Raw genomic sequence first — 18465 nt, 5'->3', positions numbered from 1 at the left:
TGCAACGTTAAAGTGTCCCATTTCCTCATAATTCCTGAGGGATATCACATTGGTCGTATTGGTTGTTGCCCCAGGCAACAACAGTACCGTCATCCTTGAGTGCCAGGCTGTGATTACAACCTGCAGATATCGCAGTGACATTGGTGAGATTTTTAGGGATATTGCACTGACCGTATTGGTTGTCTCCCCAGGCAACCACGGTCCCGTCATCTTTGAGTGCCAGGCTGTGATCACATCCCGCAGATATCGCAATGACGTTTGTAAGATTGTGCGGGACATTACATTGCCCGTAGTAATTATTTCCCCATGCGACAACGCTCCCATCTTCTATCAGTGCCAGACTATGTTGTTCTCCCGCTGAAATGGAGTGAACATGTTTTAATTTTTCCGGAACACTGCATTGACCATGACTATTCCGTCCCCATGCAATGACAGATCCATCGTCTTTCAGCGCAAGAGAGAAATAGTACCCTGCAGATATCGCAGATACATTCGTGAGACCTGAAGGAACAGTACACTCTCCGTATCCGTTGTCACCCCAGGCAACCACGGTTCCGTTCCGGTTTAGCGCAAGATTATGCCAGCCACCGGAAGAAATTGCGGTGATCTCTTCAAGGCCGGGAGGTACATCCCATTCATGAAACCATTTCCATCCCCAGGCTCTAACAGTCCCGTCATTTTTCAGGGCAAGACCTCCAAGATGATATTTACCTGCAGATACTGCACCCACCGGGGTGAGATTCGTAGGAAGATCCCCGAGACCGGTCATGTTTCTGGCCCCCCAGGAAATGACAGTCCCATTTTCCAGAAGGGCCAGGCTCTGTTCATTACCGGCGGATATCGCAATTACATTCTCGGTTCTCGACACCATATTTTGCGTGATTTCACTGATTGTATTCAACGAGACATTTTTTTCCGGAAGGAATACATCCGGTTGTCCCGTTAATGAAGTGTTTATCGGGTGAGCGACAGTAAGAGTGTCATTCTTGACATCTGGAGTGGAGACTTCAACAAAAGCTAGCCCTGCCCCAAGACAACAGAGCGATATGACTAAAATCAGGAACAGGTGAGATTTTTGCATGACTTCCTCTTATGAATATCATATTTTCAGGAATCCCTTAATGGTCACCATAACCGCAACTCTTTTTTCACTCATCGCCAGCACTAATACCCTGTCGGCCGGAACCATTCTTGGATAAAAATCCCCAAATGGCGCTGTGATGCAATCTCCTTAACAGATGCATTCAACCCCATTGAAAAGTCAGGTTATACTTTGCGGAAACCCCGAGAAAACTACTTTTCCATATCTTCAATAATCGCGACGACCTTTTTCCCGGTCTCAGTTATCCGGTAATAGCGATCCCTATTTTCATCCGGTGTCAGGCATTCTACGAGCCCGACTTTTTCCATTGCATGGATGGTACGGCTTACCGCAGCCCGGTCGACACCAATCATCTTCGCAAGTTCCGTTGTGGTGGTTGGACGGAGAAGGCCTTTGATCACTTTCCTTCTCACGCTCCCCCGTGTAACAAAACTCACGAGATTATACATTAAGTGAACAAGGAATAGAACACGTATGAGGATGCTTGATAGATGTGTAACAAATTTTATCTCCACTCCCGTCGATATCAATAGTGGTGCCTGGTGATAGTGAATTGCACAAGTGTGATATAAAAATCTGAAGCGACAGCCCCCGACATTTTCACTTGTTCCAACGTGGATATTCGTCGCTCCACAAGGATTTCACCAGACACCGGTTTTTTGGATGTATCCGTAGTGCAAAAATACGCCTTTTACGGGCTCCGATTTCCTGTTTTTCCGGGCTGGGAGGTAATAATTCCCGAAAAAACGGTAATAATTCGGGTCATTTGGGGTGTTTTCCGTCAGATACCGTGAGGTAACTGGTAGCAGCGTTATAGTGGCGAAAACCGGCAGGGATCGGGTATTTGCCTGTCCTAGAGAATTTCATCGATTGTAAGGCCATTAAGGGCGATTCTTTGACATCGAAATCAGGCGAATTTCGGCAATCGGAGCGATTATATGGCGTAATTTTCCACGCGAACTGAAACGGGTCGATTTACGGAGGTTTCTGGAAAGGGTCAAAATATGAAATGGGGAATTAGAGCCATATTCGGGCCCGGATTAACGTGGGTCTGATCAGGGTGGAGGGAGTACCCCCTACTGATGAGTGCCACCGGACCTGCCCCTCCAGACCCCATTATCCGCGCCAGTTGCCCTAGCATTTTTTCGCAGGTATTCCCTCGCTTTCCAGGTACTGCAGGCCCCAGCTTCGCATAGCACCGAATACCGGGAGAAGCCCCTTGCCGTATTCCGTCAGGGAATATTCAACCCGGGGCGGAACTTCGGGATACATCACCCTTGAAATAATCTTTAGGTTCTCCAGTTCCCGAAGATGCGTTGTGATGGTCTTTGAATTCACGTTATGCATTTTTTTCTGGAGCGCAGTAAACCGGAGCGTACGGTCCTTAAGGTTCCAGACGATGAGGATCTTCCACCGGCTCCCCATGACCTCGCAGAACAATTCCACCGGGCATTTGGACGGTATTTTTGATTCGGGCATATTTCCTCCAATAGTTATTTTTTGGCAACAATGTTACGTTTTTCCGTCTGCATGGTATTTGTAACCAAGCGGGAAACGGATGCTTGTTATCAGAGGAGTTTTTTTTGTATGGCAACGAACAGTCCGCAGTGCGTAAAATGTGCCGTCCGCCGGTGCGGTTCAACAGAAAAGAACGGGAAGGTCCCGGCATCCTGCCCAACCGAAAAGTACCCGGATCTGGTTAAAGAGGCAACAGAAAAGTACCGGCTCCCGGAAAACCTGGCGGTCATGAAGGGATGGCTTGGCCTGATGAAGAAAGTGCTTGATCCGCAAAAACAGACCGAGAAGTATGCGTGGACCCGGATCCACGAGATTATCGAATACGCTAAGATACGGGGAATGAAACGACTGGGCATCGCCACGTGTTATGCCCTGATGCCGGAAGCGAAGATGTTATCTGACATTCTTGAAAACAGCGGCTTTGAAGTCGTCTCCCTGTCCTGTCTCTGCGGGGAAGTGAACCCGCAGGATCTCGGCATGCCCGGGAACATCTTCTGCAACCCGATCCTGCAGGCAGAGATCCTCAACCGGGAAAAAACGGACTTAAATATCATGGTCGGGCTCTGCGTCGGGCACGACATTTTATTCCTGCAAAACTGTACGGCAGAGACAACGCCGCTCATTGTCAAGGACCGTGCCCTCGGGCATAATCCCGTGGCTGCGTTGTACCAGAGCCAGGGATTTTTCCAGGACCGGTTTGCCAAGAGGTGATTTTTTGGTCTTTCAACATCTTTAAACGCCGGCCGTGCCCCACTATGATCATGGAATTAGGGGATCTGTTCCTGCAGGTCATCGAACGATACCACCATATCCTCATCGAGAACGAGGGATCCGAACCGGGATCGGTGCCCGGGTTTCCCGATATCACCATTAACCAGTATTTTTACCTGCAGGCGATCCACCGCAATGAAAATATTACACTGACCGAACTTGCACGTATCATCGGGGTCTCCAAGCCATCGGCCACGGCAGCAGTCACCAGACTGATCAGCGACGGGTTTGTGATCCGTACCCGGTCCACGACGGACCAGAGGAAATTTTTCCTCTCCCTCTCGGCAAAGGGACAGGCAGTTTTCCTGCATAAGCATCGGGCATGCCGGCAATTCATCGAACGGCTGGAGCTGTGCACGACACCGGCGGAGCAGAAGATCCTGACCCGTGCATTCCGGATTATGGTAGAGAGCCCGCTTGAACCGGATGAATAAGTCCTGTCGGAAATTAGTTAGTTCAAACTAACAAACTATTTATCCGATCCGGTCATACGGTTCCGGTATGCAACAGCACGGGTTCAGACAGGACAAGAAAAAATTATCCGTGAGAAGAGACGATGCGGCGCAGGATTTTTTTCCCGTGAGGGGACGGGCATGAGCCGGCCCACGCACGGATCCGGCAGCCGGGCCACAAAAAAAGCCGTGCTGCATCTCCATGCTCCCCCGGCAGATGTCTTTCCTCTCCTCTGCCCCGAACGGGAACGCGACTGGATTGCCGGGTGGGACTATACCATGGTCTGTTCGCAATCCGGTTACGCAGAGCCCGGCTGTGTTTTTACCACCCTGTTTCCGGATGAGGGCCTGACAATCTGGATGTTTACCGAACACGTACCCTGCCGACGTGTTGCGATCTCCCGGATCACGCCCGGTTTTGTGACCATTCTCTGGGAGATGGATCTGTCAGAACCCACACCGGGCGATACCGATCTTGCCATAACCTGGACGGTGACCGGACTTTCAGAAGCGGGGAACCGGTTTGTTGAAACCGGGCTCGATGAGCGTTTTGCCGGCCTGACGGGGATGCTCAAGCGGTGCCTTGACCACTATTTCAGTACCGGAACAATGCTGCCCGCCGGTGCCTGAAAAAGAGACGGGATTGATCCCCTGTCCGGTCTGGGAACTACCCCCTGGTAATGGTTAACCAGTTCCCTGTTTTTTGTTGTGGCAACGCTCCCTGCTCTTACGTGATCGTTATTGCAGTTTCATTGGGAAGCAAGGGGGGGTTCCCCCACCCGGCACATGGGGGAGGGTACCCCCCGCATTGATCGAAAGGAGAGGAGGGGGTACCCCCTCCCCATCGTACGATCGGCCACCCCCTCCGCCCTCAGGGTACGGAGGGGGCACCCCCCCTTGTCCGGCGAAATGCTCCCCCCGAAGCACACGTTCCGGTGCCGGAACCGGGGGGTAGTCCCCCCTCATGCTGAGGGAGGAGGGGGGAGGGGTATGAGGCTACGGGAACATTGGTGGGGGGATGGGGGGTCCCGAACGGTCCGGGTGGGGGGACTACCCCCCTTTCCCGGTTTTTCCCTGCGTGCGGGTTCACGCCGGAGTTCCACGGGAAACGGTGCCCCAAATAGTGGAAGTGCGGGGGGGTAGCTCCTCCTCTTGCTGAGAGAGGAGGGGGTGGGGGGCCGGGTGCGATCATGAGTGGAGGGTACCCCCCACCCGGCCCGGCACAAGGGGGGGAGGGTGACCCCCACTTTGATCGAAAGGAGGGGGGTGGGGTACCCCCCGGGTCCGCGACCGGGACATTTTTGCATTGGTTCGAATCGTTGTTTTGTGGCCGGTCCGGTTAAGATACTGGGGGTTCAAAAAATTCCGGATGGGTCTGATGGTATCGCGGGGGCTGTCGCCCCCACACCCCCACGAGCGAGGAGTTCCGCCGCCCCCGACGGGGCGCCCCCGCTGCGGATCCATTACCGGAAAAACACTGGGAATAATTCGGTATTGTGGAAACTCCGAAATATGGAGGGTTAAAACCTTTATCTATTTTTACTCATTAACCAATCAAATATTATGATTCAAAAAAATAAAATCGATGAGATTGATTTAGAAGATTTGCAGAAATTAATTGATAATGAAATTCCAGAAGGAAGAACAATAGAATATAAAGAAAAAATTAACGTTGGAAATGATGAAGAGAAAAGAGAATTTCTCGCGGATATTTCTTCTTTTGCAAATACTGATGGGGGAGATATAATTTTTGGGATTACCGAAAATCGAAACACAGGATTTCCAGAAAAAATAGTGGGTTTGGATATTACAAACGCTGATGAAGAAATCCGAAGAATTAATAGTATTATTCAAAATGGACTTCAACCTCGAATAACACCGCCTCAATCACATTCAATTAAATTGTCCACTGGAAAATATGTGATAATTATCAGAATTAAAAAAAGTTGGAATAGTCCTCACAGAATTATTTTTAAAGGTTGGGATAAATTTTGTTCAAGAAACTCAAAAGGAAAGTACCAATTGGATGTCATTGAATTAAGAAATGCATTTAATTTATCGGAATCTCGGTTTGATAAAATTTCAACATTTATTAATCGACGCATTCATAGTATTCATTACGGTGATTCACCCCTACAAACGATCGAAACTCCAAAAGTTATACTCCATGTTATTCCAATTAATGCATTTGATCCTCAAACATTAATCGATTTTACACAATATCCTGAAATTATTAAAGATATTGCAACGTTGACAGATTATAAACTCATTGGAACATTTAATTCCGATGGAAAAGTTAAAATTGGCAAAGTTGGCGAAAAAAATCCATATGAATATGTTCAATTATTTCGAAATGGGATTATTGAATCGGTCGGTAGTAATTATCTTATTGGAATCGAGGATTCGTGCATCCCATTGACCCCATTTGAAGAAAAAATAATAGACGCATCCAAGAACTATTTACTCGCATTAAAGGGATTGAATATCGAAGGACCAATTATTATATTTTTAACTCTTGTTGGAGTGCAGAAGTTTACACGGTGCACAGACAAAAACCGATATCCAATGCTTGAAAGAGACATTCCACAAATTCAGAAAGAGATACTTACACTGCCCGAAGTTATGATTGAAGAGTATAACGAAAATATCGAAAATATCCTGAAAAAGACTTTCGATGCTCTCGCAAATGCATGTGGTTTGGAAAAATCTCAGAATTATGATGAGAATGGAAACCGTAAAAAACAATAATAATGTGGTTCCTTGACTCATTCAAACCTTCCCTTTTTATATATCGATCCAACCATGCTACACCTTAGCACACACCATTATATACCAGCACTCCCAAACAAATGATCATGCAGGAAGGATGCGTCCGCACCCGTGAGGGTTTTTTCCCTCGGGAATGTCTTTATCTCTAAAAGCGAGAGCACCGTCCGCAGCATAACAGGTTCCGTTTCTGAAAGCACAAACGCGACAAGCTCCGGCTATCGCGCTTCCGGCTATTTTAGCTTCTTTGGCTTCTTTAGCTTCTTTAGCAGCTTCGGTTTCAGGTATTATCCCTGGTACCGGTAAGCCCCTTCGCCGCTGATCGTTCGTTCGCTGGCTCGAAGGGGCGCTGTTGATTGTAGTTGATTGAGAGTTACCGATTCACATTGTTGATTGTTTAAAAAAAGGCATTGAAAAAAAGGAGTTGCACAACATGAGAGGAAAGGAAATCCGCCTGGAAAGAATCATGAACCGCAATACGAAGAAGACGATCATCGTCCCGATGGACCACGGGGTCTCGGACGGCCCGATCCCGGGCCTTATCGATATGGGCCAGACCGTGAACCTGATCGCGGACGGCGGGGCAAACGCGGTAATCGGCCACGTGGGTCTTGCGCTCCACGGCCACCGGCAGGGCGGGCGGGACATCGGCCTTATCCTGCACCTGTCGGCAAGCACGAAGCTTGCGCCGGACCCAAACGAGAAGGTGCTTGTGAACTCGGTCACAAACGCCATAAAGATGGGCGCCGATGCGGTCTCGATGCACGTCAATATCGGGGCCGAGAGCGAGGCAAAGATGCTCTCCGATCTCGGCACGGTAGCGGTCGAGTGCATGGAGTGGGGGATGCCGCTCCTTGCGATGATGTACCCGAGGGGCAAGAACATCACCAAGAACAACGACCTCGACCAGGTCAAGCTCGCCGCCCGGGTGGCAGCCGAGCTCGGCGCCGATATCGTAAAGACCGTGTACACCGGCGACCCGGAGTCCTTCCGCGAAGTAACCCGGGGCTGCCCGGTGCCGGTCGTGGTCGCCGGAGGTTCAAAGACGGATGACCGCACAACGTTAGAATTAATCGAGGGCGCGATGGCGGGCGGTGCGGCCGGGATCTCGATCGGCAGGAACGCCTTCCAGCACCGGACCCCGGACAAGTTTGTGCGGGCAGCGGCATGTATCGTGCACCAGAACAAGAGCGTCGAAGAAGCGCTGAAAGTCCTCAACGGGTGAGACTCATGATTGGCAAGGAAATCCGGATCGAACGCATAATGGACAGGAACACCGGCAGGGCCGTGATCATCCCCATGGACCACGGGTTCTCCATGGGCCAGATCGACGGCCTCTTAGATATGACAAAAGTGATCACCGATGTGAGCGAGGGCGGGGCAAACGCGATCGTCCTCCACAAGGGCATGGTCAAGCGCGGCCACCGCAGGCATGGTCGGGACATCGGCCTCATCGTCCACCTCTCGGGCAGCACCTCGCTCAACCCGGACCCGAACGACAAGGTGCTGGTCTGCACGGTCGAAGAGGCAATCGCGCTCGGCGCCGATGCGGTCTCCATCCACATCAACCTCGGCGCACCGAACGAGTCGAAGATGCTTGAAGACGGCGCACGGATCGCCCGGGACTGCAACCGCTGGGGCATGCCGCTCCTGGTCATGATCTACCCGAGGGGGAAGGGCATCGACCCGACCTCCCCGCAGACGGTCGGTCACTGCGTAAGGGTCGCCGAAGAGCTCGGCGCCGATTTAATCAAGACCAGCTACCCCGGGAGCCCCGAGGCATTTGCGAGGATCACCAAAGCCTGCTCGGTGCCGGTCTTTGTTGCCGGCGGCGAGAAGTGCAGCGATCTTGAATCGCTCGAAATGATCCGGGACTCGGTCACCGCCGGCGGCGCCGGTGTCTGCATGGGAAGGAACGCCTTCCAGCGTGAGGACACCCGGGCATTCGTGCACGCCATCTGCCGTGTGGTGCACCACAACGTTGACCCGAAGAAGGCGCTGGAGAAGCAGTAAATGAAGCAGTTCTGGGTGGATGCCCGGCCGTGGAACAAGGATATTGTCACCACCGCAATCGAGAGCGGTGCGGATGCGATCGTGGCAGAGCATGCCGCAGAAGTAAAACGCCTGGGCCGGATCACCACCATTGCCCCGGATGGCGACCTTGTGCCGGGGAAAGACGTGGCCGAGTGCCGGATCACCGACAAGGCAAGCGAGAACGAGGCAGCGGAGAAGGGCAAGAACCGGATCGTGATCGTCACGACAAGCGACTGGACGGTCATCCCGCTCGAAAACCTTGTTGCCCAGTCCGACAGGATCGTGGCAGCGGTAAAGAACCGGCACGAGGCAGAACTCGCGCTCACCGTTCTTGAGAAAGGCGTGTACGGGATCCTCTTGCAGACCGACAAACCTGCCGTGGTAAAGGAGATCGCAGAACTGGTAAAGAACGCCGCAGGGACCGTCCACCTCGTGCCCTTCACGGTCACAAGGATCTGCCCCGTGGGCATGGGCGACCGGGTCTGCGTGGATACCTGCTCGATGCTCGAAGACGGGGACGGCATGCTGATGGGAAACACCTCGTCAGCCATGCTCCTTGTCCATGCGGAAACGCTCGAAAACCCGTACGTTGCCCCCCGGCCCTTCCGGGTAAACGCCGGCGCAGTCCATGCCTACACCCTCCTCCCGGACGGGAAGACCGCGTACCTTGCCGATCTTGCCATCGGCGGGCAGGTGCTTGTCTCGGACGAGACCGGCGCAGCCCGGTCCGCGATTGTCGGCAGGACCAAGATCGAGCGCCGGCCGCTCCTCCTTGTCGATGCAGAAGCCGAAGGCGGCGCAAAGGCAAGCCTGATCCTCCAGAACGCTGAGACGATCCGGCTCGTTGCCCCCGGCGGGAACGCGATCTCGGTAGTGAACCTTGCAGCAGGAGATACTATCCTCGGCTGCGTGCTCGAAGGCGGCCGGCACTTCGGCATGGCCGTCAAAGAGACGATCCGCGAGAAGTGAGCATGAAGGCAGGAATCATCGGCGGCACGGGAAAGATGGGCCGGCTCTTTTGCCCGGTCTTTGAGCGGGCGGGGTACGAGACGCTCGTCTCGGGACGCACGACCGCGCTCACGGCAGAGGATCTTGCGGGCACCTGCGATATCGTGGTAGTCTCGGTCCCGATCCGGGAGACGGAGAATGTGATCGCGGAGATCGCCCCGGTCATGGAAAAGAGCCAGCTCCTCTGCGACTTCACCTCCCTCAAGGTGGCGCCCGTCAAAGCCATGCTCGCATCAAAGGCAGACGTTATCGGGCTCCACCCGATGTTCGGGCCGAGCGTCTCCTCTATTGCCGGCCAGACGATCGTGGTCTGCCCGGCCCGGGCACCGGAAGAGACCGTAGCGCGGCTCACCGGGATCTTTACCCGCGAGGGCGCGGTCTGCACCCGGGCAACCCCCGAAGAGCACGACAGGATGATGGCCGTCGTGCAGGGGCTCACGCACTTTGTCACGATCTGCATGGCGGACGCCATGCGCAGGAGCGGCTGCGACATCAGGGCCACCGAACCCTACATGAGCCCGGTGTACCAGATCGAACTGGGCCTTGTCGGCCGGCTCCTCTCGCAGGACGGCGCGCTCTATGCCGATATCCTGGAAAAGAACCCGTACGTACCCGAGGTCATCGATGCCTGCCGGGCGGCAGCAGAAGACCTCTCGGCAATCGTAAAATCCGGCGATCCGGCTGCCTTCGAGGCATTCTTCAAACAAGACAACCTGCACCTGGGAGATTACTGCGGCCGGGGCCAGGAGCTTACCGACCGGCTCATCGAATGTATGGTGAAGAGATGACCCTGGTCACGCTCGGGCCCGAGGGCACGTTCTCCCACGAACTTGCCACCCGGCTCAAAGACACGACGATCGTGCTCAAACCCACCATCCACGGCGTCTTTGCCGCGGTTGCGGCAGGAGAAGGCGACGGTCTTGTCCCGATCGAGAACTCCGAGGCCGGCGCGGTCGGCGAGACCATGGACTGCCTCATGAGGTTTGACCTCTCGATCACCGCGGAGATGTACCTCCCCGTCCACCACAACCTTGCCTCGCCCGTGCCAAAAGAGCAGATCCGGGTGGTCTATGTCCACCCCCAGACCCACGAGCAGTGCAGCGCGTATCTCGAACGGCTCGGTGTTCCCGTGATCCACACGAGCAGCAATGCATCGAGTGCCCTTGAAGCAAAAAAGACCCCGAACGCCGGGGCGGTCCTCCCGCTCTCCGCGGCCGCGATCTACCATATCCCGGTCGTGGACGCTAACATCGAGAACAATCCTGAGAACACGACCCGGTTCGTGCGGATCGCCAAAAGCCCCGGGCCCGGCTGCCCGGCCGGGAAATGCAGCCTCTTAATCGACCCCGACACCGACCGGGCCGGGCTGCTCTACGAGCTTCTCGGCGTCTTTGCCCGGAAGGGGATCAACCTGACCCGGATCGAGTCGAGGCCTACAAAACGGGGGATGGGGACGTACGTCTTCTTCCTCGACTATGCCATTACCGGAAAGACCGACGAGGCCCTGTATGAGCTGGATCAAATCACAACGGTCAAAAGACTTGGCTGCTATCCTAAGATTGAGGTTCCGGCATGATAGTCACGCTCCCCCAGAGGAGAAATATCGAACTTTCCGTCACCGCCCCGCCGTCCAAGAGTTACACCCACCGTGCCCTGGTAGCGGCGGCGCTTGCAGAGGGGGAGAGCACGATCATAAACCCACTCATTGCGGACGACACGAAGCTCACCGCGGCAGCCCTTACAAAGCTCGGCGTAACGATCAGCGGGGATGCAAAGAGCGTCACGGTTGCCGGCTGCAACGGGAAACTCTCCTGCCCGCCGGGCACGGTCCTTGACCTGGACAACTCGGGCACATCGCTGCGCCTGCTTGCGGGCACCGCCCTCCTTTCCGATAACCCGGTCACGCTCACCGGAAGCGCCCGGATGCAGGAACGGCCGTTCGGGCCCCTTGCCGATACGCTTCACGGTCTCGGGGGAATGATCGTGTTTGCAAAAAACGAAGGCTATCCCCCGGTCACCATCGGGGGCCGGCTCCTGGGAGGCTACGCCACCATCGACGGTTCGGTGAGCAGCCAGTATGCCTCGTCGGTCCTGATGGTTGCTCCCTATGCAAAAGGCCCGGTGGACGTAACCATCACCGGCACGCCGGCATCGCAGTCGTACCTCGATATCACCGCCGGGGTCATGACCGACTTCGGGGCGAAAATACGGCGCGAAGGCTACCGTCATTTCGTGGTGAGCCCCAAAGACCGGTACAGTGGCCGCACGTATGTGATCGAGGGCGATTACTCGTCTGCCTCGTATTTCTTTGCCCTTGCGGCGATCTGCGAAGGGAAGGTCTCGGTCAGCGGGTTACAACCCCTCTCCGTTCAGGGCGACCGGCGCTTCCTCGATGCGCTTGAGATGATGGGCTGCCAGGTCACGTACGCCGGCGACCGGGTAACGGTCTCGCACGAGGGACCGCTCTCGGGCATCACCATCGACATGTCGTCAGCGCCCGACACCGTCCAGACCCTCTGCATGGTCGCCGCCGTTGCGCGATCCCGGACCGTGATCACCGGCATCTCCCACCTGAAATACAAGGAGAGCGACCGGGTGGCGATCACGGCCGACCGGCTCCGACACCTCGGCGGGAACGTGACCACCGACAACGACCGGATCATCATCGATCCTGCGCCGCTCCACGGCGGGGTCATCGACCCGGCAAACGACCACCGGACCGCGATGAGCTTTGCGATTCTCGGCCTTGGTATCGGCGATGTCTCCATCACCGGGGCCGACTGCACCACAAAGTCGTTCCCTGAGTTCTGGAATATCCTCTCCCCGGTGATGGCATGAAGCGGATCGTGCTTACCGGCTACCGGGGGACGGGCAAGACCGCGATCGGGACCCTCCTTGCAGAAAAACTCGGCGTGCCGTTTATCGATACCGATGCGCTCATCAGGGCCCGGACCGGGATAAGCATCTCCGAGATCTTCCGACGCGACGGGGAAGAGACGTTTCGGGCGCTCGAACGCCAAGAGATCGCCGGCCTCCCGACAGAAAATGCCGTTATCGGTACCGGCGGCGGCTCGGTCAATGACCCGGCAAACATGGAGCACCTGCGAAGGAAGAGCACCTGCGTGCTCCTCAAATCCGATTATGCCACCATCGAGCGCCGGCTCTCCCATACCCCCCGGCCGCCGCTCACCGACCTGCCGTTAAAAGAGGAGATCCGCAAAATGATCGACCGGCGGCGCCGGCAGTATGCGGCATCGGCAGACTTCTGCGTGGATACCAGCCGGACCTCGCCGGAACAGGCAGCCGACCGGATCCTCAACCTTTTAAAAAACGGCTCTACGGCGGCATCCGAACGGGAGGCTGCGTGCCGCTGGTTCCTTACCGGGAAGGTCCCCAATGCCGAGCGGGGCAAAATTGAGGAACTCCTTACCGGCCCTTCACGGGATGTCCGTACCCGGATCCTCGGGATTGCCGGCTGGCCGGCCGCCCACAGCCGGAGCCCCCACCTCTTCAACCGGCTCTTTGCCCGCTACGACCTGGATTACCATTACACGTGGTTCGAGGACTCGTCCATTGAGACCATCCTGCGCGTGGCCCGGGACATCGATGCAAAAGGGCTCTCGGTCACGATCCCCTTTAAGCAGGACGTGATCGTGCACCTCGACAAGATCGACCGTGCCGCAGAACAGATCGGGGCCGTGAACACCGTGGTCTTCTCCTGCGGGATTGCCCGGGGCTTCAACACCGACTGGATCGGGATCGAGAAACCTCTTGCCGGGTACAAGGGGAAACGGGCGGTTCTTCTCGGGGCCGGGGGCGTTGCCGCAGCAGCAGCTTATGCGCTCATCGATCTCGGGATGGAGGTCACCATCCTCAACCGGACCTTCGAGAAAGCGCAGCAGCTCGCGGAACGCTTCGGCTGTACGGCAAAACCCTTGGACGCCTTTGACAAAATCGGGCCGGACCTTGTCGTGAATGCTACGCCGCTTGGCATGCAGCCCGATATGACCAGCCCGCTCCGGGCCGATCAGCTCAAGAAGGAGATGACCGTATTTGATCTTGTGTACACCCCGCCGCTTACCCCGCTCCTCCGGGCAGCGCAGAAGGCCGGCTGCACCACGATCCCCGGTACCGATGTCTTTGTGTACCAGGCAAAAGACCAGTTCCGGCTCTTCTTTGGGATCGATGTGCCCGATGCAGCCATCAGGGAGATCCTTGCATGAACACCTTTGGCAACAATTTCAGGGTTACTACGTTTGGCGAGAGCCACGGGCCCGCGGTAGGCTGTGTTATCGACGGCTGTCCGGCCCGGCTCGCGCTGTCCGCCGCAGATATCCAGCCGCTTTTGGACCGGCGCCGGCCCGGGGCCTCCCCCCTGGCTTCGGCGCGGGACGAGACCGACCGGGTCGAGATCCTCTCGGGAGTCTTTGAGGGAAAGACCACCGGGACACCCATAGCGCTTCTTGTCAGGAACAGGGACGTACATTCCGCCGATTACGAGACGATCAAAGTGAAGTTCCGGCCCGGCCATGCCGATTTCACGTATCAGGAAAAGTACGGGATCCGGGACTTTCGGGGCGGGGGCCGGAGCTCGGGACGGGAGACCGTTGGCCGCGTTGCAGCCGGCGCAGTGGCCCTTAAAGTCCTTGCCGAAAAAGGGATCACCGTGAAGAGCCGTATCGTCTCCGTCCACGCAAAGACCGATCCCGCCGGGATCGAACAGGAGATCCTTGCAGCAAAGGCAGCCGGCGATTCGGTTGGCGGGATCGCGGAGATCACGGCCACCGGCTGCCCGGCGGGACTTGGCGACCCGGTCTTTGGGAAACTCGATGCAGCAATTGCCGGCGCACTCATGGGGATCGGCGCGGTAAAAGGCGTTGAGATCGGCGACGGTTTTGCGGTTGCCGGGCGCTTCGGGAGCGAGAACAACGACGGCATGACACAGATGGGATTTACGAGCAACCATGCCGGCGGTATCCTTGGCGGGATCTCGAGCGGCCAGGAGATCGTGGCAAGAATCGCGGTAAAGCCCACCCCCTCGATTGCAAAAGTCCAGCAGACCCGTGACATCCACGGGAATGCAACGGAGATCGCGGTCGGTGGAAGGCACGACCCCTGCATTGTGCCCCGGATCCTTCCTGTGGCCGAAGCAATGCTTGCGCTCGTGCTTATCGATGCGGTGCTTGAAGAAGAGAAATACCGGTAATACCTTTTTTACCGTGCGCAGAGGGTTATTCCTTCTGCGGATGGCGGGGAGAACGGGCGGGCTTTTTTTGCGATAACCGATCCGGGCAGGCCTCGTGCGACGTCTCCGGCGCATCACTCCGAAGAACCGACTGGTAATTCTCCCGGGTCAGGGCAGCCCGTTTCTGGAACTCTTCTAAGATGCGGGTCTGCTGGTCGTACGCCTTTTTCAGCTTTGCCTCGGTCTCCTTGAGCCGGGTGATGTCCGTGAGAGTTTCGATGGCTCCGGCACAATCCCCTGAAGGCTCATAGAGCCGGCTGGCCTTTCCCCAGAGATGGATCTCGGTACCGTCATCCTTTGTCAGGATGGCTTCGGCAGTAAGCGTCCGGTTTTCGCAAAGGGTGTAGAGGTAGTGTTCCTTCTCGAACGCTGCATCTTCTGCAAGAATCAGGTCGGCAAGCATGGGCCGTCTTCTGCGGTACAGGGCGTATCCGTACTCGTACTCCCCTTTCCCGAGCATCCTGTCTGAAGGTACGCCGGTAAGTTCCGCAATTGCCTTGTTCCAGAGGATGACTTCCCCCTTTTTGTCGATGGCAAACATCGGGTTCGGGGAAAAATCGATGATATCGGCAAGCCGCTGCTCGGAATGGCGGAGACTGTCAATCGCGGTCCGGCGCTCGATTGCCGCACGGATATGGTGCGCCAGTTCGGCGAACTGGGATTTTGGCTCCCCGCCTTTCTGGACATAGAAGTCTGCGCCGTTGTTGATGGCCTGGATCACGATCTCTTCCCGGCCTTTCCCGGTAAAGAGGATAAACGGGACCTCCCCATATTTGCGGCGTACCTCCTTTAAGAACTCAATCCCGTCCATCTCCGGCATCTGGTAATCGGAGAGGATTGCATCGTACCGCTGTGTACAGCCGAGTCTTTCGAGCGCCAGTTTTGCAGACGGGAGCGTTTCTACCTGAAAGTCCTCCTGCGATTCGAGAAACAGCTTTCCTATCTCAAGCAGGGCCGGTTCATCGTCCACATAGAGCAGGGTTACCATAGGCCCCCCTGGTACAGGGTGTGGTATTCCCGCCCTGTTTTCCCGGTATGTTCATCGTGCATGGAGATCGTCCCGTATTATCCTCTGACAGACCCGGCAGGACCGGGCACTCACCGCTCGTCTTTATCATCCCGACAGATATCGGACATAAGAAAAAAACACCGGGGATCCGGTTTCCTGCAACACGATGTTGCCGGGAAAATTTTCCGGTTCTCCACAGTCTTCAGGCAGTTGTTTCGATATCGGCGAGCAGCCGCCGGATATCGATCCAGATGATCAGTTCGTTCTTCTCCTTGTCTTTTACCTTGATCTTGCGTTTGATGATCCCGATAATCGCAGTATCCTCGTTGCTTATCGAGACCGAGGTATAATCCACCTGGTCCCCTTCAAAGGTTGAAACGGATGTTACGTCGTCAACGAGGATCCCGATCTTGGTGTTGGTGACGGTTTCGTCAAGGACGATAATCCGGGAGGATTCTGCTGCCACCGTGCTGGCATCCGTGATATGGAGCCGGTGCTTGAGATCGATGATGGTGGTGATCTCTCCCCGGAGATCGATGATCCCCCGGACATAACCGGGGACATTGGGGAGCCGGGTGATCGTAGTGTACTCGACCACTTCCTTGACATCGAAGAGATCGATGGCAAAGTACTCCTTACCCAAGGCGAACTCGACTACCTGGATACTCCCTTTCCTCTCCCCCTGCGAACGCTCCTTTGCGGACGGTGAGGGGGTCGTGCTTCCCGCTGCCATGTTTTTTACCTCCATTCCGACAGGGGGTTAGTCAACCTTGAATTTGCGGTTGGCTTCCATGGCTTCTTTTGCGATCTTGTCGACATTCTGGATCATGCGGGTGATCTCGTCAAGGGCTGCTGAGGATTCCTCGGTTGCTGCGGCAGCATCGCCGGCTTCTTTTGCGGTCTGTTCGACAATGGCAGAGACCTCGCTCACGCTCGCGGTTACTTCCTCGGTTGTTGCCGCCTGCTCCTGGGTGGCTGCTGCAACCTCGCTCGTGCTTGCCGTCACTTTCTCGACAGCATCGGCGATCTTGTTGAACGAATGCAGGGTCTCGGTTACCATGCCCGAGCCCTGTTCGACCGTGCTCCGTGCCTCGTCCATTGCCTGCGAGGCCTGCTGGGTGCTCTTGGTAAGAACGGAGATCATCTCCTCGATGCGTTCTGCCGAGTTGCGCGACTCCTGGGCAAGGGACTTGACCTCGGTTGCAACGACTGCAAAGCCACGGCCTGCATCGCCGGCCCGGGCAGCCTCGATAGCTGCGTTGAGGGCAAGCAGGTTGGTCTGGTTTGCGAGTTCGCGGATGATCACGACAATCTTTGTGATCTCTCCCATCTGTTTCTCGACCTCGGAGACGATATCATAGACATGGCCGGTCGAAGTTGAGATGCTCTGCATACTCTTCTCTGCATTGCCGGCAAGGGTTGCACCGCTGCGGGAGAGATCGTTTGCCTGCTTGGCAAGGTTTGAAACAGACTCCATGTTCGAGGTAATCTCTTCGACTGCCGCGCTCATGTCCTGCATGGCCTTTGCGATCTGATCGATGCCCTGTGCAGCCTTCTCTGCATTGGTACTGACCTTTGTTGCGTTCTGCGCGATCTGCTGGACGCCTTTGGATCCATCCTCAATGCTGCTTGTCGCAGTGTCTGCAGAGGAGGTAAGGTCGGTCATCTTCCCGTTGACATCGCGGATATTTGTCTCAAGGCTGACAACAATTCCCCGGACTGCGTCGCGGAGCCTGACAATCTGGTCGTGGACCTCTTTGGTATCCTCGTCAGGATTGGTTATCTTATACCGGACGGTAAGGTCCCCCTCTGCCATCTTCTGGTAGAGGGCACTCATCGTGTTGACCTCGTTTCTCATGTAGTCCATGGCCTTTGCAGACCGTACCTGGCGTGCTTCGACCTCTCTTTCTGCGGCGCGTTCCCCGGTCACATCGCGGTAGATCGTGAGGATATTCTCGATATTTCCCGATTCATCGAAGATCGGGATGGTGTTGCGGACAACGGTCTTCTGGCCGCTCGGGAAGTCAAAGACGCACTCGCCTTTCACTGCCCGCTTAAACCGCTCGGCTTCCTCGAATCCCTCGCCGGATGCGGAGATAACCTTGACATCCTTGGCGGTCATTGACAATAACCGGTCCCGGGGAAAGCCGGTGAGTTCAACGAATGCCGCGTTACAGTCGGCAATTTTTAAATTTTTTGTCCACAAAGTCGACGGATACGGGTTCTGCTCAAAGAGCGCTGTTTCAAGTCGTTTTATCTGTGCAATATCTTCACTCATGAAAAAACCTCATAGGAATACTAAGAAATTACTCTTTTTTCGATGATTCATCTCTGCGATACATAATCCAGTCGTCAATGATGCCGGTCTCAACAAGGATCTCGGCATACTTCAGCCAGGACATATCTTCACTGTTACCGAAGCGTTGTTCGTCCATCAGGAACACCCTGGTAAAAGGGTTTGCCGGAAAACTCCCGCTGTTAACGGTTTGCGGAAGAGATCAACCGACCGGATGACCGTGTTCATCCACTGGTACTGACATCGGGTTATTCTCATCACCTG

At 55.5% G+C, this 18465-nt stretch carries 19 protein-coding genes; 12 read left to right on the top strand and 7 right to left on the bottom strand.

The features are described from left to right. Positions 1 to 25: 25 nt before the first annotated feature. From BP758_RS02565 to BP758_RS02555, 3 genes are all read right to left on the bottom strand, one after another. Positions 26 to 1081 carry an RCC1 domain-containing protein gene (locus tag BP758_RS02565; RefSeq protein ID WP_292368416.1) on the bottom strand — a complete coding sequence of 352 codons (1056 nt, stop codon included), beginning with the start codon at positions 1079 to 1081 and terminating at the stop codon, positions 26 to 28. Between the two features lie 212 nt (positions 1082 to 1293). Then, positions 1294 to 1539, bottom strand: a complete 246-nt coding sequence (locus tag BP758_RS02560) for a MarR family transcriptional regulator (RefSeq protein WP_292368414.1) — start codon at positions 1537 to 1539, stop codon at positions 1294 to 1296. Positions 1540 to 2236: 697 nt separating this feature from the next. Beyond that, on the bottom strand, positions 2237 to 2581 hold the full coding sequence (locus BP758_RS02555) for a winged helix-turn-helix transcriptional regulator (RefSeq protein ID WP_292368412.1): 345 nt from the start codon (positions 2579 to 2581) through the stop codon (positions 2237 to 2239). Between the two features lie 108 nt (positions 2582 to 2689). On the opposite strand from BP758_RS02555, the gene BP758_RS02550 reads away from it, so the two are divergent. From BP758_RS02550 to aroC, 12 genes are all read left to right on the top strand, one after another. Beyond that, positions 2690 to 3331: a DUF1847 domain-containing protein gene (locus BP758_RS02550; protein WP_292368410.1), complete on the top strand. Its 642-nt coding sequence runs from the start codon at positions 2690 to 2692 to the stop codon at positions 3329 to 3331. 50 nt (positions 3332 to 3381) lie between these two features. Further along, positions 3382 to 3825, top strand: coding sequence for a MarR family winged helix-turn-helix transcriptional regulator (locus BP758_RS02545; RefSeq protein WP_292368408.1), 444 nt, complete (start codon positions 3382 to 3384; stop codon positions 3823 to 3825). 159 nt (positions 3826 to 3984) lie between these two features. Continuing rightward, entirely contained in the window at positions 3985 to 4473 is a 489-nt protein-coding gene (locus BP758_RS02540; protein WP_292368406.1) for a hypothetical protein, read from the top strand. Positions 4474 to 5406: 933 nt separating this feature from the next. Then, a complete protein-coding gene (locus BP758_RS02535) occupies positions 5407 to 6591 on the top strand; it encodes a helix-turn-helix domain-containing protein (protein ID WP_292368404.1) in 1185 nt (394 codons plus the stop codon). A 451-nt stretch (positions 6592 to 7042) separates the two neighbouring features. Continuing rightward, a complete protein-coding gene (locus BP758_RS02530) occupies positions 7043 to 7834 on the top strand; it encodes a 2-amino-3,7-dideoxy-D-threo-hept-6-ulosonate synthase (protein WP_292368402.1) in 792 nt (263 codons plus the stop codon). Positions 7835 to 7839: 5 nt separating this feature from the next. Continuing rightward, positions 7840 to 8622: a 2-amino-3,7-dideoxy-D-threo-hept-6-ulosonate synthase gene (locus BP758_RS02525; protein ID WP_292368400.1), complete on the top strand. Its 783-nt coding sequence runs from the start codon at positions 7840 to 7842 to the stop codon at positions 8620 to 8622. After that, complete coding sequence (locus BP758_RS02520) at positions 8623 to 9612, top strand: 3-dehydroquinate synthase II (protein ID WP_292368398.1); 990 nt, start codon at positions 8623 to 8625, stop codon at positions 9610 to 9612. It abuts the gene before it with no gap. A 2-nt stretch (positions 9613 to 9614) separates the two neighbouring features. Beyond that, entirely contained in the window at positions 9615 to 10439 is an 825-nt protein-coding gene (locus BP758_RS02515; RefSeq protein ID WP_292368397.1) for a prephenate dehydrogenase/arogenate dehydrogenase family protein, read from the top strand. Further along, complete coding sequence (locus BP758_RS02510) at positions 10421 to 11227, top strand: prephenate dehydratase (protein WP_349680494.1); 807 nt, start codon at positions 10421 to 10423, stop codon at positions 11225 to 11227. Before BP758_RS02515 ends, BP758_RS02510 begins: the two co-directional genes overlap by 19 nt. Then, positions 11224 to 12489: a 3-phosphoshikimate 1-carboxyvinyltransferase gene (gene aroA, locus BP758_RS02505; RefSeq protein WP_292368395.1), complete on the top strand. Its 1266-nt coding sequence runs from the start codon at positions 11224 to 11226 to the stop codon at positions 12487 to 12489. The genes BP758_RS02510 and aroA overlap by 4 nt, the downstream gene beginning before the upstream one ends. Next, positions 12486 to 13874, top strand: coding sequence for a shikimate kinase (locus BP758_RS02500; RefSeq protein ID WP_292368394.1), 1389 nt, complete (start codon positions 12486 to 12488; stop codon positions 13872 to 13874). The genes aroA and BP758_RS02500 overlap by 4 nt, the downstream gene beginning before the upstream one ends. Continuing rightward, entirely contained in the window at positions 13871 to 14857 is a 987-nt protein-coding gene (gene aroC, locus BP758_RS02495) for a chorismate synthase (protein WP_292368393.1), read from the top strand. Before BP758_RS02500 ends, aroC begins: the two co-directional genes overlap by 4 nt. Before the next feature lie 25 nt (positions 14858 to 14882). Here aroC and BP758_RS02490 read toward each other — a convergent pair whose 3' ends face one another. The 4 genes from BP758_RS02490 to BP758_RS02475 form a co-directional block, all read right to left on the bottom strand. Continuing rightward, on the bottom strand, positions 14883 to 15884 hold the full coding sequence (locus BP758_RS02490) for a response regulator (RefSeq protein WP_292368391.1): 1002 nt from the start codon (positions 15882 to 15884) through the stop codon (positions 14883 to 14885). A gap of 223 nt (positions 15885 to 16107) precedes the next feature. After that, the gene (locus tag BP758_RS02485; RefSeq protein WP_292368389.1) at positions 16108 to 16638 is read right to left on the bottom strand and encodes a chemotaxis protein CheW; all 531 of its coding nucleotides are present in this window, start codon (positions 16636 to 16638) and stop codon (positions 16108 to 16110) included. Between the two features lie 27 nt (positions 16639 to 16665). Further along, positions 16666 to 18183 (bottom strand): methyl-accepting chemotaxis protein, encoded by a 1518-nt coding sequence (locus BP758_RS02480; RefSeq protein ID WP_292368388.1) that lies wholly within the window; start codon positions 18181 to 18183, stop codon positions 16666 to 16668. Positions 18184 to 18211: 28 nt separating this feature from the next. Next, positions 18212 to 18340, bottom strand: a complete 129-nt coding sequence (locus tag BP758_RS02475) for a hypothetical protein (RefSeq protein WP_292368386.1) — start codon at positions 18338 to 18340, stop codon at positions 18212 to 18214. Positions 18341 to 18465: the final 125 nt, after the last annotated feature.

The sequence above is a fragment of the Methanoregula sp. UBA64 genome, from assembly GCF_002502735.1.
Taxonomy (GTDB): domain Archaea; phylum Halobacteriota; class Methanomicrobia; order Methanomicrobiales; family Methanospirillaceae; genus Methanoregula.
Note: the sequence above shows the minus strand (reverse complement) of the source record. Positions and strands in the feature narration are given on the sequence as shown.

What these genes read in the sequence shown, in the direction of transcription:
- BP758_RS02565 (WP_292368416.1), bottom strand. Translation starts at nt 1,081, where the DNA reads ATGCAAAAATCTCACCTGTTCCTGATTTTAGTCATATCGCTCTGTTGT.
- BP758_RS02555 (WP_292368412.1), bottom strand. Translation starts at nt 2,581, where the DNA reads ATGCCCGAATCAAAAATACCGTCCAAATGCCCGGTGGAATTGTTCTGC.
- BP758_RS02550 (WP_292368410.1), top strand. Translation starts at nt 2,690, where the DNA reads ATGGCAACGAACAGTCCGCAGTGCGTAAAATGTGCCGTCCGCCGGTGC.
- BP758_RS02545 (WP_292368408.1), top strand. Translation starts at nt 3,382, where the DNA reads ATGGAATTAGGGGATCTGTTCCTGCAGGTCATCGAACGATACCACCAT.
- BP758_RS02540 (WP_292368406.1), top strand. Translation starts at nt 3,985, where the DNA reads ATGAGCCGGCCCACGCACGGATCCGGCAGCCGGGCCACAAAAAAAGCC.
- BP758_RS02535 (WP_292368404.1), top strand. Translation starts at nt 5,407, where the DNA reads ATGATTCAAAAAAATAAAATCGATGAGATTGATTTAGAAGATTTGCAG.
- BP758_RS02530 (WP_292368402.1), top strand. Translation starts at nt 7,043, where the DNA reads ATGAGAGGAAAGGAAATCCGCCTGGAAAGAATCATGAACCGCAATACG.
- BP758_RS02525 (WP_292368400.1), top strand. Translation starts at nt 7,840, where the DNA reads ATGATTGGCAAGGAAATCCGGATCGAACGCATAATGGACAGGAACACC.
- BP758_RS02520 (WP_292368398.1), top strand. Translation starts at nt 8,623, where the DNA reads ATGAAGCAGTTCTGGGTGGATGCCCGGCCGTGGAACAAGGATATTGTC.
- BP758_RS02515 (WP_292368397.1), top strand. Translation starts at nt 9,615, where the DNA reads ATGAAGGCAGGAATCATCGGCGGCACGGGAAAGATGGGCCGGCTCTTT.
- BP758_RS02510 (WP_349680494.1), top strand. Translation starts at nt 10,421, where the DNA reads ATGTATGGTGAAGAGATGACCCTGGTCACGCTCGGGCCCGAGGGCACG.
- aroA (WP_292368395.1), top strand. Translation starts at nt 11,224, where the DNA reads ATGATAGTCACGCTCCCCCAGAGGAGAAATATCGAACTTTCCGTCACC.
- BP758_RS02500 (WP_292368394.1), top strand. Translation starts at nt 12,486, where the DNA reads ATGAAGCGGATCGTGCTTACCGGCTACCGGGGGACGGGCAAGACCGCG.
- aroC (WP_292368393.1), top strand. Translation starts at nt 13,871, where the DNA reads ATGAACACCTTTGGCAACAATTTCAGGGTTACTACGTTTGGCGAGAGC.
- BP758_RS02490 (WP_292368391.1), bottom strand. Translation starts at nt 15,884, where the DNA reads ATGGTAACCCTGCTCTATGTGGACGATGAACCGGCCCTGCTTGAGATA.
- BP758_RS02485 (WP_292368389.1), bottom strand. Translation starts at nt 16,638, where the DNA reads ATGGCAGCGGGAAGCACGACCCCCTCACCGTCCGCAAAGGAGCGTTCG.
- BP758_RS02480 (WP_292368388.1), bottom strand. Translation starts at nt 18,183, where the DNA reads ATGAGTGAAGATATTGCACAGATAAAACGACTTGAAACAGCGCTCTTT.
- BP758_RS02475 (WP_292368386.1), bottom strand. Translation starts at nt 18,340, where the DNA reads ATGGACGAACAACGCTTCGGTAACAGTGAAGATATGTCCTGGCTGAAG.